This window comes from Streptomyces sp. NPDC053542 (assembly GCF_044544685.1).
Taxonomy (GTDB): domain Bacteria; phylum Actinomycetota; class Actinomycetes; order Streptomycetales; family Streptomycetaceae; genus Streptomyces.
Genome location: NZ_JBITXL010000011.1, coordinates 26,978 through 46,014 on the forward strand (window position 1 = coordinate 26,978; position 19,037 = coordinate 46,014).

Annotated in this window: 11 protein-coding genes and 1 tRNA gene; 2 read left to right on the forward strand and 10 right to left on the reverse strand. The window is 69.5% G+C overall.

Annotated features, from left to right (window positions below):
• Positions 1 to 92 precede the first annotated feature (92 nt).
• Positions 93 to 773 carry a lysophospholipid acyltransferase family protein gene (locus ACIGXO_RS27825; RefSeq protein WP_399792229.1) on the forward strand — a complete coding sequence of 227 codons (681 nt, stop codon included), beginning with the start codon at positions 93 to 95 and terminating at the stop codon, positions 771 to 773.
• 86 nt (positions 774 to 859) lie between these two features.
• Here ACIGXO_RS27825 and ACIGXO_RS27830 read toward each other — a convergent pair whose 3' ends face one another.
• From ACIGXO_RS27830 to ACIGXO_RS27855, 6 genes are all read right to left on the reverse strand, one after another.
• Positions 860 to 1,267 (reverse strand): nuclear transport factor 2 family protein, encoded by a 408-nt coding sequence (locus ACIGXO_RS27830; RefSeq protein ID WP_399792231.1) that lies wholly within the window; start codon positions 1,265 to 1,267, stop codon positions 860 to 862.
• A 152-nt stretch (positions 1,268 to 1,419) separates the two neighbouring features.
• Positions 1,420 to 2,964, reverse strand: coding sequence for an MFS transporter (locus ACIGXO_RS27835; RefSeq protein WP_399792233.1), 1,545 nt, complete (start codon positions 2,962 to 2,964; stop codon positions 1,420 to 1,422).
• Positions 2,961 to 3,512 (reverse strand): TetR/AcrR family transcriptional regulator, encoded by a 552-nt coding sequence (locus ACIGXO_RS27840; RefSeq protein WP_399792235.1) that lies wholly within the window; start codon positions 3,510 to 3,512, stop codon positions 2,961 to 2,963. The genes ACIGXO_RS27835 and ACIGXO_RS27840 overlap by 4 nt, the downstream gene beginning before the upstream one ends.
• 127 nt (positions 3,513 to 3,639) lie before the next feature.
• Entirely contained in the window at positions 3,640 to 5,073 is a 1,434-nt protein-coding gene (gene argH / locus ACIGXO_RS27845; protein WP_399792237.1) for an argininosuccinate lyase, read from the reverse strand.
• 87 nt (positions 5,074 to 5,160) lie between these two features.
• On the reverse strand, positions 5,161 to 6,354 hold the full coding sequence (locus tag ACIGXO_RS27850; protein ID WP_399792239.1) for an argininosuccinate synthase: 1,194 nt from the start codon (positions 6,352 to 6,354) through the stop codon (positions 5,161 to 5,163).
• 97 nt (positions 6,355 to 6,451) lie between these two features.
• On the reverse strand, positions 6,452 to 6,820 hold the full coding sequence (locus ACIGXO_RS27855; RefSeq protein WP_399792241.1) for a DUF488 domain-containing protein: 369 nt from the start codon (positions 6,818 to 6,820) through the stop codon (positions 6,452 to 6,454).
• A gap of 144 nt (positions 6,821 to 6,964) precedes the next feature.
• Here ACIGXO_RS27855 and ACIGXO_RS27860 point away from each other — a divergent pair.
• A tRNA-Pro gene (locus tag ACIGXO_RS27860) sits at positions 6,965 to 7,038 on the forward strand.
• 161 nt (positions 7,039 to 7,199) lie between these two features.
• Here the strand turns inward: ACIGXO_RS27860 and drmB are convergent.
• Genes drmB through ACIGXO_RS27880 form a run of 4 tightly spaced genes read right to left on the reverse strand, consistent with a single transcriptional unit; the run spans position 7,200 to position 18,973 of the window.
• Positions 7,200 to 9,056: a DrmB family protein gene (gene drmB, locus ACIGXO_RS27865; RefSeq protein WP_399792243.1), complete on the reverse strand. Its 1,857-nt coding sequence runs from the start codon at positions 9,054 to 9,056 to the stop codon at positions 7,200 to 7,202.
• A gap of 4 nt (positions 9,057 to 9,060) precedes the next feature.
• Positions 9,061 to 12,303, reverse strand: coding sequence for a helicase-related protein (locus ACIGXO_RS27870; protein ID WP_399792245.1), 3,243 nt, complete (start codon positions 12,301 to 12,303; stop codon positions 9,061 to 9,063).
• On the reverse strand, positions 12,300 to 14,222 hold the full coding sequence (locus tag ACIGXO_RS27875) for a UvrD-helicase domain-containing protein (protein ID WP_399792247.1): 1,923 nt from the start codon (positions 14,220 to 14,222) through the stop codon (positions 12,300 to 12,302). Before ACIGXO_RS27875 ends, ACIGXO_RS27870 begins: the two co-directional genes overlap by 4 nt.
• The gene (locus tag ACIGXO_RS27880) at positions 14,201 to 18,973 is read right to left on the reverse strand and encodes a DEAD/DEAH box helicase (RefSeq protein ID WP_399792249.1); all 4,773 of its coding nucleotides are present in this window, start codon (positions 18,971 to 18,973) and stop codon (positions 14,201 to 14,203) included. Before ACIGXO_RS27880 ends, ACIGXO_RS27875 begins: the two co-directional genes overlap by 22 nt.
• Between the last annotated feature and the right edge of the window lie 64 nt (positions 18,974 to 19,037).

Genomic DNA, 19,037 nt, shown 5'->3' on the forward strand with positions numbered 1-19,037 from the left:
ATCACATGAACCCGATGTGCGATCGAGGATGAGCCGCGAGTATCGTCCCCACCTGCAGACTCCTGCACTGACCAGTCAAACCGGAGGGCCCGTTGTCCCGCATTCTGCTGAAGGCGACTCTCGGATTCGTCATGCGTGTCCTGTTCCGCCCGAAGGTCGAGGGGATCGAGGGCATTCCAGGCAGCGGACCGGTGATCCTGGCCGGCAACCACGTCACCTTCATCGACTCGCTGTTCCTGTCGCTGATCGTGGAGCAGCGGACCAAGCGCCAGGTGTACTTCATCGCCAAGGACGAGTACGTCAAGGGCAAGGGCGTCAAGGGGCGCCTGATGGCCTGGTTCTTCACCACCGCCGGCATGATCCCGGTCGACCGGGACGGCGGGCACGGCGGCGTCGCCGCGCTGATGACCGGCCGCCGCGTCCTGGAGCAGGGCAAGGTCTTCGGCATCTACCCGGAGGGCACCCGCTCCCCCGACGGCCGGCTGTACCGGGGCCGTACCGGCATCGCCCGGCTGACGCTGATGACCGGCGCGCCGGTCGTCCCCTTCGCGCTGATCGGCACCGACAAGGTGCAGCCCGGCGGCAAGGGCATGCCCCGCCTCGCGCCGGTGACCTGCCGCTTCGGTGAGCCGCTGGACTTCAGCCGGTACGACGGCATGGACCGGGACCGCTACGTCCTGCGCGCGGTCACCGACGAGGTCATGAGCGACGTGATGCGGCTGTCCGGCCAGGAGTACGTCGACGTGTACGCCACCAAGGCCAAGGCTGCCTGACGCACTGTCACTACCTCGGGCCCCCTGTCGCCGTCGGCGGCAGGGGGCACGTTGCGCTGCGGTGTCAGCGCCCGCTCGTCCCGGTGTCAGCGGCCGCCCAGCGGGGCCCGGCGCGCGAGGACCCTGCGGTGGCTGATGCGCCAGCCGTCGGCGGCCCGTACGACGGTGTCCTCGTACGTGACCGTCCCGCACGTGCCGTCCGCGTTGACGCCGATGCCCTTGGAGCGGGCGTGCACCCCGCCGTCGTCGGGCAGCTCGGCGAGGACGATGTTCGTGACGTGGTGGCCCACCGGGATGGCCTCGCCCAGCGCGTACGCCGCCTCACGGATGGCCCGTACGCCCTTCAGCGGCGGCTGCCCGAAGTCGCTGACGTCGTAGACGACGTCGGCGGTGAACAGCTCGTCCAGCCGGTGCAGCTCACCCTCGTCGAACAGGTGCCCGTGCAGCGCGAGCAGCTCGGCGATGGCGGTGCGGTCCTCGGCGGCCAGTGCCATGACGGTCCTCCTCCGGAAGCGCTCGAAGTCCTGGCACGGCGCAGGCTACCGGCGCGGACGCGTGCTCCGGCCGCGGGACGCGCACCGGCCGGGCCCGCACCTGCGGGACCCGGCCGAAAACGCCGAAAACGCCGAAAACGCAGCACAGCCCCTCAGTCGCCGCCCTCCAGCGTCCGGCCGCGCAGCAGTATCCACGCGGCGGCAGCGGCCGCCAGCGAGATGACGCCGCCGGCCACCGCCGCGGCCTCCATGCCGTCGGTGAACGCCCGCTGCGCGGCGTGCAGCAGCGCCTCGCCCGCACGGTGCGGCAGGTCGCCCGCCGTCTCCACCGCACCGCCCAGCGACTCGCGCGCCTCGGTCACCGCGCCGGCCGGCACCCCTTCCGGCGCCGTGAAGTTCCGGTAGACGCCGGTGACCACCGAGCCGAGCAGCGCGATACCGAGCGCGGAGCCCAGTTCGTACGCCGTCTCCGAGACCGCCGAGGCGGCGCCCGCCTGCTCCTTGGGCACGCTGGAGAGGATCACGTCGGCGGTGACGGTGAAGGAGAAGCCCGCGCCGACACCGACGATGAAGAGAATCGCGCACAGCACCGGCGTCGCGGTGTCGGCGCTCACCCAGGCGCACGCCCCGAGTCCGAGCCCCACCAGCACCAGCCCGCCGGAGACCACCGTCCGCACCGACAGCCGGCGCGCGACGGGCCCGGCGGCCAGGCCGGCGCCCATCGCGCCGACGGCGGCGGGCAGTTCGACCAGTCCCGCGTTGAGCGGCGAGCGGCCCTGCACCATCTGCAGGAACTGGGACAGGAAGAACAGCAGCCCGGCCAGGCCGAGGATGGTCAGCAGGTCGGCGAGGACGGCGCCGGAGAAGCCCCGGTTGCTGAAGAGCTTCATGTCCAGCAGCGGGGTGGGAAGCCGCAGTTGGCGGCGTACGAAGCCGACGAGCGCGAGGACGCCGAGGACGCCCGCGATCGCGACCCCGGCCCCGACTCCGTGCGCCGCGGCCTCCTTGACCGCGTAGACCACGCCGACCATGCCGACCAGCGACAGCCCGACGCTGGCCAGGTCCCACGGCCCCGGCTCCGGATTGCGGGACTCCGGCAGCACCTTGATGCCGACGGCGACCAGGACCACCATCACCGGCAGGTTGATCAGGAAGACCGAGCCCCACCAGAAGTGGCCCAGCAGGAAGCCGCCGAGCACCGGGCCGACGGCGGTGCCCGCGGAGGCCGCGGCACCCCAGACGCCCACCGCCAGGCTGCGTTCGCGCGGGTCGTGGAAGAGGTTGCGGATCAGCGCGAGGGTGGCCGGCATCAGCGTCGCACCGGCCACGCCCTGCAGCGCCCGCGCCGCGATCATCATCTCCGGCGTGGTCGCGTACGCCGCGAGCGCCGACATCGCGCCGAACGCCACCGAGCCGGTCAGCAGCAGCTTCTTGCGCCCGATCCGGTCACCCAGGCTGCCCATCGAGACCAGCAGACCGGCGATGACGAACGAGTACACGTCGCCGATCCACAGCAGCTGCGTACCCGAGGGGCGCAGGTCCTCACTGAGGTACGGCGCGGCCAGGCCCAGCACCGTGGCGTCGACGCCGACCAGCAGCACCGCGAGGACCAGCACGGCGAGCGCGAGCCAGCGCCCCGGACGCGGCGCTTCCACTGTCGTTCTCCCGGCCGCTCCCGCGGCCACGGCCCCCGTCATCGGGCGCTCTCCCTTCGTACGCCGCCGAGCAGCAGTTCGGCGATGGAGTGATTGCGGTCGGCACGGGCCAGCCGGCCCTCGTGCACCGACCAGGCGCCCGCGCAGATCAGCCCGTACAGCGCCTCGGTCAGCCAGGCCGGAGTCAGATCGATGCGGAAGGTCCCCTCTTCCTGTCCCCGCCGGAAGAGCGCGTGTATCCGGGCGTCGAGCGCCAGCCAGCCTTCGTTGATCTCCTCGCCCTCGAAGAGCTGGTTCTCGGTGTAGAGGAAGGCCAGCACCCCGGCGACCGGCTCGAGCGCGCCGACCAGCCGGCGCAGCGCGGCGTCCGCGCCGCCGTCCGCCAGCCGGGCGGCGTCCAGCGCCTGCCCGGTCTCCTTGATGCCCAGCTCCTCCAGCGCCCGGATGAGCGCGTCCCGCCCCGCGAAGTGCCGGTGCAGCGTCGCCCTGCTGATCCCGGCGGCCCGCGCGATGTCGTCCATCGAAGCGGTGCTTCTCCGGGTGAGCAGCGCCGCAGCGTCCTTCAGTACGCGTTCTCTGTCCACGGCCATGAGACAGATCGTACGCGAATGAGACGCGAGTGTCTCATTGAATTCTTGACTGTCTCACGATAAGCACACAAAAGCGGCCGCCGCCCGGTCGGGGAGACCGGACGGCGGCCGCTGCCGCCACGAGGGCTTACTTCTGCTTGGCCGTGGCCCACGCCTGCTGCGTGGCCAGGTCCGCCTTGACCTCGGCGAGCTGGACGGCGACCGCCGAGGGCGCCGTGCCGCCGCGGCCGCTGCGCGAGGCGAGCGCGCCGGGCACGTTGAGCACGGTCCGCACCTCGGGCGTCAGATGCTCGGAGATCTTCGCGAACTGCTCGTCGGTGAGGTCGTCCAGCTCCTTGCCCTCGGCCTCGGCGACCTTGACGCACTCGCCCGCGACCTCGTGCGCGACACGGAACGGCACGCCCTGCTTGACCAGCCACTCCGCGATGTCCGTCGCCAGCGAGAACCCGGCCGGGGCCAGCTCCTCCATGCGCTCCCGGTTGACGGTCAGCGTGGCCATCATGCCGGTGAAGGCCGGGAGCAGGGTCTCCAGCTGGTCGCAGGAGTCGAAGACCGGCTCCTTGTCCTCCTGGAGGTCGCGGTTGTACGCGAGCGGGAGGGCCTTGAGCGTGGCCATCAGGCCGGTCAGGTTGCCGATGAGGCGGCCCGACTTGCCGCGCGCCAGCTCCGCGATGTCCGGGTTCTTCTTCTGCGGCATGATCGACGACCCGGTCGAGAAGGCGTCGTGGAGGGTGACGAAGGAGAACTCCTTCGTGTTCCAGATGATGACCTCCTCGGCGATCCGCGACAGATCGACGCCGATCATCGCCGTGATGAACGCGAACTCCGCGACGAAGTCCCGGGACGCCGTGCCGTCGATGGAGTTACCGGCGGAGCCGTGCTCGAACCCGAGGTCCTTGGCCACGGCCTCCGGGTCGAGGCCCAGCGACGAACCCGCCAGCGCGCCCGAGCCGTACGGCGAGACGGCCGTGCGGTCGTCCCACTGGCGCAGCCGCTCGGCGTTCCGGGACAGCGCCTGGACGTGCGCGAGGACGTGGTGCGCGAAGAGGACGGGCTGGGCGTGCTGGAGGTGGGTGCGGCCGGGCATCGCGACGTCCGGGTGCGCCTCGGCCAGCCCGATCAGCGCCTCCTGGAGCTCGCCGAGCAGGCCGCCGAGGATCCGCGCGTGGTCCCGCAGGTACATCCGGAAGAGGGTCGCGACCTGGTCGTTCCGGGACCGGCCGGCCCGCAGCTTGCCGCCGAGGTCCGGGCCGAGCCGCTCCAGCAGGCCGCGCTCCAGCGCGGTGTGCACGTCCTCGTCGGCGATGGTGCCGGTGAACGAGCCGTCGGCGACGTCCCGTTCGAGCTGGTCGAGGCCGGCGATCATGCGCGTCAGCTCGTCGTCCGTGAGCAGCCCGGCCTTGTTCAGCACGCGGGCGTGGGCCCGGGAGCCGGCGATGTCGTACGGCGCGAGACGCCAGTCGAAGTGGACCGACGCGGACAGCTTCGCCAGGGCCTCGGCCGGGCCATCGGCGAAACGGCCGCCCCAGAGGCGCACGTCACCACTGTTGCCGTTGCTCACTTGCTTCGCTCCTCAAAGCTGATGTCTTGTACGGCCGCCTCCCCGCCGGAGGGCGGGGAGGCGGCTGTGCGGTACGGACGTTACCGGTCAGGCCAGGTCACGCTTGGCGGCGATCTTCGACGACATGCCGAAGAGCTCGATGAAGCCCTTCGAGAGCGACTGGTCGAACGTGTCACCCGTGTCGTACGTCGCCAGATTGAAGTCGTACAGCGACTGGTCGGACTTCCGGCCGGTCACCACGGCGCGGCCGCCGTGCAGGGTCATCCGGATGTCGCCGGAGACGTGCTGGTTTGCCTCGTTGATGAAGCCGTCCAGGGCGCGCTTGAGCGGCGAGAACCACAGGCCGTCGTAGACCAGCTCGCCCCAGCGCTGCTCGACCTGCCGCTTGTAGCGGGCCAGCTCGCGCTCGACGGTGACGTTCTCCAGCTCCTGGTGCGCGGTGATCAGCGCGATCGCACCCGGCGCCTCGTAGACCTCACGGCTCTTGATGCCGACCAGCCGGTCCTCGACCATGTCGATCCGGCCGATGCCCTGCGCGCCGGCCCGCTCGTTGAGCTGCTGGATCGCCTGCAGAACCGTCACCGGGCGGCCGTCGATCGCGACCGGCACGCCCGCCTCGAAGGTGATCACGACCTCGTCGGCCTCGCGCGGCGTGGCCGGGTCGGCGGTGTACTCGTACACGTCCTCGATCGGCGCGTTCCAGATGTCCTCCAGGAAGCCGGTCTCGACGGCCCGCCCGAAGACGTTCTGGTCGATCGAGTACGGCGACTTCTTGGTGGTCGCGATCGGCAGGTTCTTCTCTTCACAGAAGGCGATCGCCTTGTCCCGCGTCATCGCGTAGTCCCGGACCGGCGCGATGCACTTCAGTTCCGGGGCCAGCGAAGAGATGCCGGCCTCGAAGCGGACCTGATCGTTGCCCTTGCCGGTGCAGCCGTGCGCGACGGTCGTGGCGCCGTGCTTCTTCGCGGCGGCGACCAGGTGCTTGACGATGGCCGGCCGGGAGAGCGCGGAGACCAGCGGGTACTTGTCCATGTACAGCGCATTGGCCTTGACCGCCGGGAGGCAGTACTCGTCGGCGAACTCCTCCTTGGCGTCCGCGACCTCGGCCTCGACCGCACCGCAGGCGAGCGCGCGCTTGCGGATGACGTCCAGGTCCTCGCCACCCTGGCCGACGTCCACCGCGACGGCGATGACCTCGGCGCCCGTCTCCTCGGCGATCCAGCCGATGCAGACAGAGGTGTCCAGACCGCCTGAATAGGCGAGTACGACGCGCTCGGTCACGGGTTTCTCCTTACAGTGCATACGCTGATGGGTATAACTATGCAGTCCTCCGTATGTTTCGTCAACCGTGCAGGTCAGAGACGGTGCGCGAGGCGCCTCAGACGCCCTCGCGCAGCAGATTCAGCAGCACCGCCGCATGACTGAGCTCCAGCTCCTTGGTCGCCGTCAGCAGGGTGAGCGGCCCGTCCGCCGCCAGCTCCCGCAGCCGCTCCAGCGCGCCGCTCCCCGGCTCCCCGGCCAGCTCCGCGCGGTACCGCTCGGCGAACTCCTCGTACGCCTCCGCCCGGTGCCCGTACCACTTGCGCAGCTCGTTCGACGGCGACACGTCCTTGCACCACTCGTCCAGCCGCGCCGCGTCCTTCGAGAGCCCGCGCGGCCAGAGCCGGTCGACGAGCACCCGCGCGCCGTCATCGGGGTCCACGGCGTCGTACACACGCCGCATTCGTACCGTTACGTCCTTGCCCATGGCGGCATTGAAACACCGCGCGCGGCGCCGCGCCCGGACCCCGGACAGATCTCCATCAGGACCCCGTTTTGGATTCCGGGCCGCGGACAGGTATTTTTCTTCTGCACGCACCGACCGGGCCCGCCCGGGAACGGCGCGAAGCACCGGGACGTGGCGCAGCTTGGTAGCGCACTTGACTGGGGGTCAAGGGGTCGCAGGTTCAAATCCTGTCGTCCCGACGGTGTTTTTGCAGCTCAGGGGCCATCTCCGGATGGCCCCTGAGGCGTTTCCGGAGCGACTCGGGGTCTGACTCTCCGCTCACCGAAAAGGGCGACCGAACCATGAGGCACCGGAGTCGCTCCGGAGGGCGCTCGGCAGCGCCCCTCCCCGCGGCCCCGGCTTACACGGCGCCCTGGAAAAACCCGGGCACGCTGCCCGTCGGGGTCCCGATCAGAAGGGCTCGGTCGAGGAAGCTGTTGTTGGTCTCGCAGCTGGTCTCGGGCAGCAGAACGCACGCGTGGCAGGCGGCAAGATTGACGTTGTCGACGCCGGCTGCCTCGGACTCCATGCACAGCGGATCGTTCGAGCACCAGGCGGCGCGGGCCAGAGCGGCTTTGAGCGTGTGGACCAGGCGGTCGGGCTCGCCCTGGGCGACAATGCCGCCGAGGCTGCCGGCGGAGTCACTGGTGGCGGTGTAGAGCAGGGTGCCTGCCATGTCGTCACCGCAGTACAGGCGCTCTCGCAGGGCGGAGGTGGGGTAGCCACCGTCCAGGCTCCACTCGTTGATCAGGATGTGGGCGAGGGTGTGGAGCAGGAGATAGCGGGGGGAGACCGGCGAATCCGGTTCCTCCGATCTCCTCGCCACCGGGCCGGCCGGCGTGCTCGCGCGGCGTCGGAGCTGGGTGAGATGACTGTCGCGGATGCGCTGCGCGCGGGCGGCGACCGCCGGCTCGGCCTCCCAGGCGCGCAACCGGTCCGCATCCAGACGCACGAACACGCCCTCGCCGATCACCTCTGTCGCCGGCAGCCAGTCAATGTCGTCGGAGAGGGCCAGCGACGCCTTACGCCGTTCGGAGTCGGCCTCGGAAGGCAGGTCGCCCCGCATGAAAGACGCCAGCGCCCGCACCTCGCGCAGCCGCTTGACCAGCATGGTGTCGTACAGCCCCAGCGAGCGCAGCGCGTCCGGAGTGCCCTGGGGCTTCTCGCACACGAAGGGCTGCCACTCGGCGGCGTATCGCTCGGGGTTGCCGCGCACCAGCCGGATGTACTCCTCCTGCCTGAGTGCACTGTGCGCCCGCGGCGCGGGGATGTCGTCCTCCGCAGCCTTCGCGTCTTCCTCCTCGACAGCCCGTACGAGGTCGATGACGTCGTCGACCGTCGCGTCCACACTCTTCAGCACAGCCGGGTGGTGCTTGGCGAACCAGCGGACGGTGTCCTCGGAGGCGCCGATCAGCTTGTGCTTCTCCACCAATTTGTGCAGGCCCTCCCCCCACGGCGGGATCGACAAGGCACTGGCGACCAGCGGATGCCACACCGCGGAGGAACCTCGCTGCATCGCTCGCGGCACCTGATCACACGCCTCTACGGGTGCGTCCTTCAGCCACGGGCGGCGGCCCTCGCAACGGATGCCCAGATCCCGCAGAACACGACTGCGGAAAGCGCCTTCCATGGACACCTCGGGCACTCCGCAGCTGCACGCCACGACCACCGAACGCAGGGAGGCCGTGCTGCCGTTGGTACGAAGTGACAACGTGCCGCCGCAGAGACCGCCGGCGTGACCGCTGCCACGGTGCACCCACCGCCAGTACGGGAAGTCAGCAATGTGCCCGTTGTTGCAGGCCAACACAAAGCGCGAAGGGACGAGCTCCTCCTCGCACTCCCCGCACCGCGCCGCTCGAGGCGGAGAGTTGAACTTGAAGAAGGGCTGGAGGACGCTGCATTTGGGACAGGAGTACCACTCGGGGAAGCGACGGACACGGACTCCGTCCTTGCCGCGGTCGGGATCGGGGGCGGGAGGTTGGCGGAAGGCACGCACGCGCAGGATGCGGGCCAGGCGACGCTCCAGGACCTCGGGGGCCTCGGAGACGTCCCACGTGTCGAGGCCCGCGACGACGAAGGACTCGTTGTCCACGGCGATCATGGCGCCGACGCCGTATGTCGTCACCATCTGGGACCGTCGCACACCACCGACCTTGCGGGGACGGGCGGCGACGGCGCCGGTGCCGCGTCGGCGGCGCTGCGGAGGGGGCGGGGTCATGGTGTCAGCGCTCCAGGAAGAGGGTGGATTCGGCATCGACGTCGCGCAGGCTCCACAGGGTGGACCAGCCGGTCGCATCCGGGTCCTCGTCGTCGAAACCGGTGAGTAGAGCGGGCTCGTGAGAGCCCCGTCGGGCCTTGTACTTCAGCGTGGGACGGTCGGCTGCCAGGTCGAGCCACCAGTGCACGAACTCGTCGAAGCTCCGGGCCGTCGCCTTGCGCTCCAGGTCGTCCACCGCGCCGACGCGGGCGAGGATGCGCGGGCGAACCACGGCGTTCAGCTCGTCGACGAAGCCCGCGATGTCCGCGGCCGCCTCGTCGGCACGCGCGGCGGGCAACATCAGCCGGGCGAGCGCGACGACGACCGCATGCAGACCCCGATCCCGTGCCCGGGAGGAGAACGGAGTGACACTCGTCGACTCCACCTCGCGGTAGAGGGCGGAGTGGAAGGCCGGGAAACCCTCGTAGTGCGAACGATCCCTCGAACGGGCCGAGTTGTACATGACGGCGACCAATCCGGGGTGTTGGCGCCCGACGCGGCTGGTTGCCTGAATGTACTCGGCGGTCGTCTGGGGCTGGCCCATCACCGCCATCAGCCCCAATCGGTCGATATCCACACCGACGGAGATCATGTTCGTGGCGAGGAGCACGTCAAGGGTGTCCGGATCGGGCAACCTACGCTCCAGCTGACGCAGATGACGCGGGACGGCGCTGGAGTCGGCACGGCTGCTGAGCTCGATCATCTGTGTCGCGGTACGCGGCCCCGCCGGCGTGCGCCGACCGAGCAGCTCCAGGCGGTCCTGGACGTCGTCGAGGACCTGGAGCTCGGCGGCCGAGAGCAGGCGCAGGCTGTTGAAGTAGCCGACGAGCGTCCAATACGCGTCCCTGACCTCCGGGTCGGCCTCGCAGCGGGCCGCCGCGTCCAAGAGTGCAGCGTACGTGCGCACCAGGAGAGATGCCTGACTGGTACTCGGCGTCAACAGGCCGACATAACGACGTGACGCCTTGTCGTCACGCGGCGTCTCCACGGCGAACCAGGAGTCCCGTGAGTCCAGTCCCGCCGGTGGGAACTGGGCGACACGACGGTCGAAAAGCGCGCCGACCTGCTCGGATGCCCGCCGGATGGTTGCCGTGGACGCCACCACCTTCGGGCGCTCCGCGAGTACGTCCACGGCCGTCTCGTACAGACCGGTGAGCGTCCCCAACGGACCCGAGATGAGATGGAGCTCATCCTGAACGATCAGCTCCGGCGGGCGCCGGCCGTCCGAGTCGTCACGGTTGAACAGGGCTGCCGTGGCGGTGACCCACGGCATCGAGGCGAACTTGTCGACGGTGGCGACGACGAGGGTCGGATGCGCGTCGTACACCGCCTCGTCAACCAGGTGCACCGGGAGGCCGTCGTCGGAGTGGAAAGCGCAAGCAGTGTTCGGACAGCACACGATCATGCGGCATGCGCTCTCGCGTACCTCGTAGTCGAAGGCCGTCAGGGGTTCACCGCACCACGGACATGCCTGCAGCTGGACCGGGTTCTCCTTCTGCAGAGACTTACCCGGCTCGCGGCGCAGTTCGTCCAGCCGGTCCTGCGCGCGCTCCAGGTCGTTCGGGGTCGCCGACTTGCCGACCCACATCCCCAGCGACACCGGCTCGGTGCCCAGTTGCGCCATGTGCTCCGCGCGTACACGCTCCATCGCGCAGATCAGCGACGCAGCACGCTCGAACTGTTGGAGTGTCAGCAGGCGCAGCGTGTAGCGCATGATGACGGTGACCCCGCCGCCGCACTCCCCGTCGCGCAGTCGGCGCAGGAAAGTGGTGAACGCGATGAGACCGAGGTACGCCTCGGTCTTTCCGCCACCGGTCGGGAACCACAGCAGGTCGGCGACGTCGCGATCCTCGTGCTTCGGATCGACGATCCCTTCCAGGCACAGCAGCATGAAGGCGATCTGGAAGGGCCGCCATTTGCCCGCTTCGACCTGCGGTTCTCCCGTCCTGCCCTGCTTGATCCAGGCCGTGCGTGCCCGCTGCTGCGCCATCGCCTGGTTCGCCCACCGGAAGGCGCGGAAGACGTCCGGCTGCCGGTCGTCCTCCAGGAGTGCCACCCCGCGCCGCATACGCTGCAGGGCGGCACGGCACAAATCCACCTGCCGCCGGGCGGCCGGCGCGTGCGAGGAGTCGGCGAGAGCACGGGCCTCGGCCTCGCGCTGGTCGATCCACTCCTCGTACCCGTCGAGCAGGCGTGTGAGGGCGGCCACGGCTTCCTCGCGCGTCCCGTGCCCGAGCCCGTGCATGGTCAACGCACGGTCGTCGATCTCCGGGTTCGAGTCGGTCAGCAGCACCTCGTGGGTGGGGACGAACTCGGTCCGCACCGACGCGACCGCCGCCCGTTCGGGCATCGGGGTACGGAGTGACGGGGCCTGCCAGTCCCACGCGACGGACGTGCCGTGGCCCGTCGCGAACACCGGGGCGTGCCGGTGCAACAAGCGGCTGAGAGCCTGCTCGTCGTCGACCGCGTCGAGCCCGGTGGGGCGCTCGACGAACGGAAGGGTGCCCTGCGTGCCGTGCACCGTCACCTTGGGCTGGAAGAAGCAGTACGCGTCCTGCAGGTCGAACTCTCCGACCGTCAGCGTGTTCACGACGGTCACGGTGACCGTGACCGTGCCGTTCGACGCGAGGGGACGCACCAGGGCCCGCCATTCCAAGCCGTCGTACAAGGTGCCGCCTGCGGACCCCGGCCGTCGCACATCGACCTCGCCCGGTTTGCATACGAGGGGTTCGCGACGCCAGCGCTCTTTCTGCCGCTCGGTGCTGCGGGCCTCGCCGCGACGTGGCTCGACAGGGTTTCCCGCCTCGTCCTCCGGGATGTATCGGCCAGCTTCGACAGTGACGATAAGACGCGCGGATTCAACCGGATCGACCGCGAAGGTCAATCCCATGGACGACGGCTTGCGCAGGTTGGCCAGCGCGATACCGAGATCCGCGGCGCCCTGCTCGCCGTCGTCCCCGGAGACGACGTCGGGTGGAGTGTCCGCTCCGTCCTCGTCACCCAGGGTCGGCGTCGGCTGCATACCGTTTTCGGTTTCGCCGGCGGAAGGCCGAGGGAAGAGGACACCGATCGGGTATGCGGTGATCGGCGCGTCGTCGGTGAGGACCTCCTCGGCGCCGCCATGAGGGCCCAGAAGGTCACTGCGCAGTGCGTCACGCAGTTCGGTGCGTAGCGCGTAGTGCGCCGCGTGCGGGGAAGATGCGGTCACGGGTGGCGGTGTCCTTCCGGAAGAGTATCGGCGTGGGTCCAGTCGAAGCGACCGAGACCGCACAGGCGCGGGGCGGTCCAGATTCCCCGGTCGCCCAGCCCCAAGCGCTCGGTGAGAGCGGGGAATCCTGCGACGGTTTCGACGGTGTCGATGCGCAGGCCCGTGATGCGGCAGGGCCACCGTTCGACCTTCCAGCCGGCGTTGACCTTCAAGAGGCGCCACAGGTCGCGCCGGAACCGCTCGGACACGGCACCGATCGGCCGTCCCTCGTGGAAGATCCCGTACGGAGGGGTCTCCGCTGCCGAATTGGGCAGATCGTGCAACCTGTACAGTTCCACCGGGTCGCCGCAGCGAACGACCTGACGCAGGTACTGCTGGGTCCGGACCGGATCGGCCGTCGGATCGGCGGCGCCGGCGGGCACCTCGTGACACACGTCGAGGTCGCCGGCCTCGACGCCGACCCGGACGTACGCCTGGCGCCCGCCCGCGTACCAACGGTCGATCTGCTGATGCTTGTGCATCGCCCACGTGCTCGGGCGCGAGAGGCGGTAGATGTCGTCGCGCGGCCGGGTCATCGCCACATACAGAAGACGCGCCTCGGCCGGTACGTCCCTGTGCTTGTCTCGCCACTCGGACGGCGCCTGCGGCTCGACGACGAGCACACGGTCGAACTCCGCCCCCTTCGCTCGATGGATCGTGGAGACGACCAGCGGATGCGAGGGCGCCGCGGTCAGCTCGTCGGGGAGCCGTCCCTCGGCGACCGCCCGACGCAGCGCTTCGAGGTCGAGGGCTCCGCGTGCGCCGCCGGCACAACGCCGCAGCGAGTGCCACGTACGCTGCGGATCCGTCTCCGGGGGAAGTGCGGCCAGTTCGAAGAAACGACTCTCGCTCAGCCGGTCCGCACCGGTCGCGAGCAGTAGATCCGCAACCCAAGCCGGTGCGGGACGCGAGCGGGGCGACCGCTGGATGCGGTGGTCCACGCCCAGCTCGTTCAGCCGCTCCGCCATGTGGAGCACCTGCCCGTTGTCCCGGCACAGGATCGCGGTCGTACCGTCGAAGTCGCGCAACGAGTCGAGGGTGAACGGGTCGTCGAAGCTGCCGAATGCCGGAGCGAGCGAAAGTTCCGAGCGCAGTTCCGCGTACAGCGCCTCTCCCTTTTCCGCTGCTTCGGGCGCATCGTCGGAAAGGTTCTGCAAAGACGCTCCGAAGGGAAGCGCGATGCGGGACTCCGGCGTACGAGCGCGGAAGTTGTCGGCCAGCTTCACCTCCACCAGATCATCGCCGAAGGAGCAACGCACCCAGCGAAAGAAAAGATTCGTCTCGGCCGCGCGTTCGTCGTGATCGGTCACCTGGAAGCCGTAGATCGCCTGCGCGGCATCCCCGACCACGGTGAAGCCGCAGTTGTCGGCGTACCGGTCGAGCAGCGCCTCCACCATGTCGCGGCGCACACCCACCAGATCCTGCACCTCGTCGATGACGACGTGTGCGGGAACACCCTGCTCGCTCTCGTCGAGCACACCGCGCTCGATGGCCTCCGTAGCCATCACGATGCGCCGGTCGAAGCCCGTGCCCGCCAGATCGTCCCGTTGCGGGTTCTCCATGAGCAGCACGGACAGGGCCCAGCCGTCGAAGGTCTGGGCACGTACCCGGCGGGCCGTTGTGGCGAGCCGGTCGACGCGCTCCCGAAGCTCCCGCACGGCGGCGCGCGAGAAACTCAGGACGAGGATCTCACCCGCTTCCAGCTCCTCGGTATCGGTCAGATGCTCCAGCCGGTACGTCAGAGTGGTCGTCTTGCCGGCGCCGGCCCCCGCCGTGACGAGCGTCCTGGCATCCCAGGGCTGCGTCACGACGGACGACTGGGCCGGGGTGAGCGAGAGACCGGCCCCGTTCCGGAAAGTCACCGCTCCCCCTTCTTCCACAGGTACTCGAACTCGGTGAAGGCAAGGCTCTCGTCGAAGTTCTCGACGTTGTCGCGTACGTCGAGGATGAGGCAGGTGTCCTTGCCGCCGTTGCGGGGGCCACGTAGGCCGCGCCCGATCATCTGTTGGTAGCTGTTGGCGCTGTAGACGGGACGGGCGATGACCACGGCACGCGTCGCCGGCGCGTCGAACCCCTGACTCAGCACGCCGTAGTTCGTGATGACCCGGATTTCGCCCCGGCGGAACGCGTCGACCCGCTTGCGGCGCTCGGCGATGGGAGTCGCCGAGTCGATGGCCGTTGCCTTGATGCCGCGGTCGCTGAGCTTCGCTGCGAGGAACTTGGCATGCGAGACGGAGGTCGCGAACACCAGCACCGGCCAGTCGTCCGGCAATTTCGTGATCTCGTCGAGGAGCATCCGGTTGCGTGCGTCGTCCTCGGCGAGGCGCTGCTCGGCGCCCTTGGGCAGGAAGCCGCTGAACTGCTCGACGGCGCGCAGCTCATCGGCGTCGAGCCGCACCCGGGCGCCGGCCAGCTCGCGGTGGACGACCTGAGCCAATACCCCCAGGTCCTGGAGACTCGGGATGGGCTCGCCGACGAAGACGCCGTCATCGAGACGGCGGTTGCCGAAGCGCTGTGCGAGGCGCCGCGTCAGTTCGACATCGTTGCGGAACGGGGTGGCGGTCAGGCCGATGAGGTGGCGGGACGTCTCGCGGTGCGTGAGTCCCAGCTGCTCGAAGATCTCGGTGTACTGGCGGGCGATCGCGACGTGCGCCTCGTCGGCGAGGACCAGCGAAGCCTCTCGCAGCCACGCGTACTCGTCCGTGCGCAGGCACAGTCGCAACTTCGCGTCGGTGGCCACGACCAGGTGCGGGCGATCCGACACCGGTGTCGCGGAGTTGGAGTTCCACAGTCGGTCGATCACCAAAGGGTGATCCGCGCCGACCTTCTCCCACACGAATTTCCAGGACTGGACAGCCTGCTCGCACAGCTCCTCGGTCTGGGCGATCCACAGGATCGGCCCCCGCGGCGTGCCTACCTCGCGGATCCAGCGGATGACACCCTCCGCCGTGACACGCGTCTTGCCCGCGCCCGTCGGCAGGGCGAGCATGGCCCGTTGCGGCGTCGGCAGCGTCAGCAGATCGGTGAGCTTCGATGCCAGGCGCTCCTGGTAGGAGTGGAGAGCCGGGAACGTCGTCGGACCCTGCGCCTCCATTCGCGCCGGCGGCGAGGGGACACGGGCGCCGGCGAACGAGTCGGGGAAGCCGAGGTCGGTCACGAAACGGAGGGCGGAGGAGCCGCCGTCGAAGTGGCGGGGCGCGTTGACGTACCGGGCGGCGATGTCCTTGGCGTGCACACGCAGCACCGACTCGCCGTGCGCGTTGTAAGCCATCTCCGCGAGGCGCCGAGCGTCCGGCTCCCGCCCGGTCCCGGAGACCTCGTCGGCGAGCAGACCGGCGGGGAGTTCCGCCTTGAGGCTCTCCTCCTCGATCATCATGGCGATCTTGTCGATGACCGTCCGGCTGCTACGGATGGCGGCCAGGTGGGCCTGGTGGGCACGGTCCGCCTTGTCCTCTTCGTGCTTCTGGATCAGTGCTCGGCATCCGGCGCGGCCCATGTTCCAGCCGAACTCCCGATCGGCGATGACGAGCGCCTGCTCCGGGGACAACACGTCCGGCACGAGGACTGTGTTCTCCTGGCGGGTGCCGTCGAGCGGGGTGGGCCGGCTGCCATTGGGGGTGCGGACGACCTCTTCCAGCTCCGAACAACGCTGCAGCGACAGGCCATTGGCTCGACTGCCGAGGCGTCGGCGCAGCGGCGGATACTCGTCGATCAACAGTACGGGCGGGCCGACCGGCACGGCGCGCACCCGCTTCTCGACGACATCGGAGACCCGTCGCATCCCCCACTGAGCGATCATGTACTCGGCCTGCTCGCGGTCAGCGGCGGCAGCGACGAGGAGGACCGGGTGCCGTTCCCGGATCAGCTCCTCGTACTCGGCTCGCGATGTCGCCACGGCGATCTCGTTGTCCGGGCGCATCTCCCACTCGTCGCCGACCCGGCAGCGCAACGCCTCCTCGGCCTTGACCAGCTCCAGGGCGACGCGGACGAGGGTGGCGTACGTGGAGCCGACGAGGGCGTCGTCCTCGCTGCTCTTTGCCAGCTCCAGGAGCTCGGACCAACGTTCCGGCGCGACGTCCTCCACCGACATCGGCAGCTCGAGGCGTCGGGCCTTGTCCTCGTCGAGCTTCGTGGCCACGGGCAGGACGTGTGCGTACGCCGAGAGCTGCGGCCCCACGGCCTCACGCAGCGGCACCAGCCCCTTCGACGTGTGCACCGTGCCGGTGCGACGCAACAGCCACTTGATCGGGGAGACCACCCGAGCACGCGTGCTCACATTGCGGCCGATCTGCCGGGTCCAGGACTCCACGATCCCGTCGGCCGGTATCGCGTCGAGGAAAGCGGCCCTGCCCTCCGGAGAAAGGCGTTCGAAGATGTGGAGCGGGCCGGCCGTCAGCGAACCCGTCAGCTGTACGGTCTGTCTCTGCACACGGCTGGCCTTCTTGTCGAGGCCCTCCAGGTAGGCATCGTGCAGCGCGCGGTGGTAGTCCTGGAACCAGGCGTCGTGATTGGGGTTGTGACCACGTGTGGGGCAGTCGTTCATGCCGAGTTCCCACAGAACCGAGACGTCGTGGAAGGACGTGTCGACGGTGATCTCCGCGTCCCGCGAGCCGTCCGCCGGGACGACCTTTCCGGGCAGCAGGCAGTCATTCAGCGGGCGGAACACGCCGGCGATCGTCCGCACATGCAGCTTCTCGCCCATGCGCGGCACCTTCGCGCGGATGCTCGGCACCTGTACGGTGCCACCGGCGCTGCGCAGCAATTCCCAGAAGCGAGTCCACGAATCGTCGCTGTAACCCTCGAACCCCTGGTCGAGCACGCCCTGGAACCGGCCGGCGCTGTCGGCGTCTCGGATCCCCAGACGGTCGAGGTGGCCGAGCATGGCCGGGTCGGACGAAATCCGGCCGTCGACGTACACCAGATCGTCGGAGAGGCCGTCGGCTCCGGAGTCCCGGAAGAGGCGGCCCGCGACCGGGGCGACGAGAACCTGTTCGGTGGTCAGGACGATGCGGGCACGCCGGGCTTCCTCCGCCTCCTGCGGGGGAAGCTCGTCGAGCAGCAGCGCCAGCAGGCGGATCGCGGCGGCGGACGCTTCAGGGGTGCCGTCCTCGACCAATGCCTCGAGCCAGTCGCGGACGGTTTCCGCGTCCTTGCCGGCGGCAGTCAGGAAATGGCTCAGCTTGCCGCGGCGGGCACCGACCTCAACGGAGTGGTGCACCCAGTCGCGGGGGCGACCGGGGTACGAACGCCACAGGGCGAGGGCCTCTCCGGAAAGCCGTTCCGGGTGGATCCGCAACTCGGCAGGGACTCGGAGCTCACCGTCCTGGTCGGGGAGGGACGGCCGCTGTGCCGTCGCGCTCCACACGAGATCGGTCAGTCGGGCGCAGGCCCAGTTCGGCGACTCCTTGGTACGACCGGGCAGCAGCGGCAGGTATGCCGCCGGGTCCTCGGGCTCCACAAGGTCGGGCAGCGATCCGACCACCAGGTCGGCCGCGACCCGGATCAGCTCCTCGTTCAAAGTGCTGCCGGTGAGCAGGTTCTGTCGGTCCTCGTTGGTCTTCCAGGCCGCATTGAGGGCGCCACTGAGCGTGGTCGCGTACTTGGTCGGGAAGAACGACCAGAACCAACCGCGCTCGTTGGGGACCTGACGGATTCCCTGGTCGTTGACCCGGTACTCGGGAACGGCCCAGGAGACGTCGATGGTGGCGCGCGCGTGCAGCTCACCAGCGGCGCCCCGCGACTCGTCCGTCACGGAGTGCGGCGTCGTGAAGACGCGGAACTTCTCCACCTCCGCGTGGGCCCCGCCGCGCTCTTCGCGGACGGTGTGGAATATCCCGTCGTGCTCCACGGTGAGTTCGCGGTGCACCTTCGGCATGTTCCGCACGTCCTCCAGCAGGACGGTACCCACATGGTGGGAGAAGAGCTGGAAGAGCCGGGGGAACTCTTCCCGGCCGCCGTCATTGCGGCCCTTACCGAGCTGCTGGATGTCGAGGCCGAGCCGGTCGGCCGCCCCGGGCAGCAATGGAAGTCGCACAACGGTCGTGGCCCAGGCCAGCAGCTCACGCAATCTCCCGTCTCTCGCGCACTCCTGCTCCTCGTCAAGGGGCCGGGCCAGCCGCAGCACCGGCGTTTCGCCGACGGTCTCCACCGGGGGCAATCCCCTGTCGGCGCGGCCCTTGTTGACGGCAGCGAGTATCTCGGCCGCCGACCAGTCCGCGTCGAAACCGAACGAACCGGAAGTACTGAAGAACTGCGGGGCGGGCGTCACCGAGAGGATGGACTTCACGCCCACTCCGAAGCGCCCGATCTGCCCACCGCGCTTGCGGGACACCCCCATGCGCAGGATGGTGTCCGCCCCCTCCGGCGTGATCGGAGTGCCCTCGTTCGCGCAGTACAGGTAGTCGTCGTCCAGGATGACGTGGATCTTTCCGCCGGGTTGCTCACGCAGCTCGTCGGCAGCGTTCTGGACCAGCTCGAAGAGCTGGCGGTCGCCGTATCCGCCCTGATGGATACGGCGCTCGCCGTTGGCGTCCTCCTCGACTCGGTCGGGGTTGAAGGCATAGGTGCCGAGCGCCAGCTCGGTGAGTTCGGCGATCTTCGTCAGGACGGCGCCGTCCGTGTGACTGTTCACGGAGTTCTGTGCTCCTCGAGGGAAGGCTGGTGAAGCCCGGCAGGGGCGCCGGGCTTCACTGAAC

Excerpts from the sequence above, each read along its gene's own strand:
- ACIGXO_RS27830 (WP_399792231.1), bottom strand. The coding sequence starts at position 1,267 with ATGGCACTGGCCGCCGAGGACCGCACCGCCATCGCCGAGCTGCTCGCG.
- ACIGXO_RS27840 (WP_399792235.1), bottom strand. The coding sequence starts at position 3,512 with ATGGCCGTGGACAGAGAACGCGTACTGAAGGACGCTGCGGCGCTGCTC.
- ACIGXO_RS27835 (WP_399792233.1), bottom strand. The coding sequence starts at position 2,964 with ATGACGGGGGCCGTGGCCGCGGGAGCGGCCGGGAGAACGACAGTGGAA.
- ACIGXO_RS27855 (WP_399792241.1), bottom strand. The coding sequence starts at position 6,820 with ATGGGCAAGGACGTAACGGTACGAATGCGGCGTGTGTACGACGCCGTG.
- drmB (WP_399792243.1), bottom strand. The coding sequence starts at position 9,056 with ATGACCCCGCCCCCTCCGCAGCGCCGCCGACGCGGCACCGGCGCCGTC.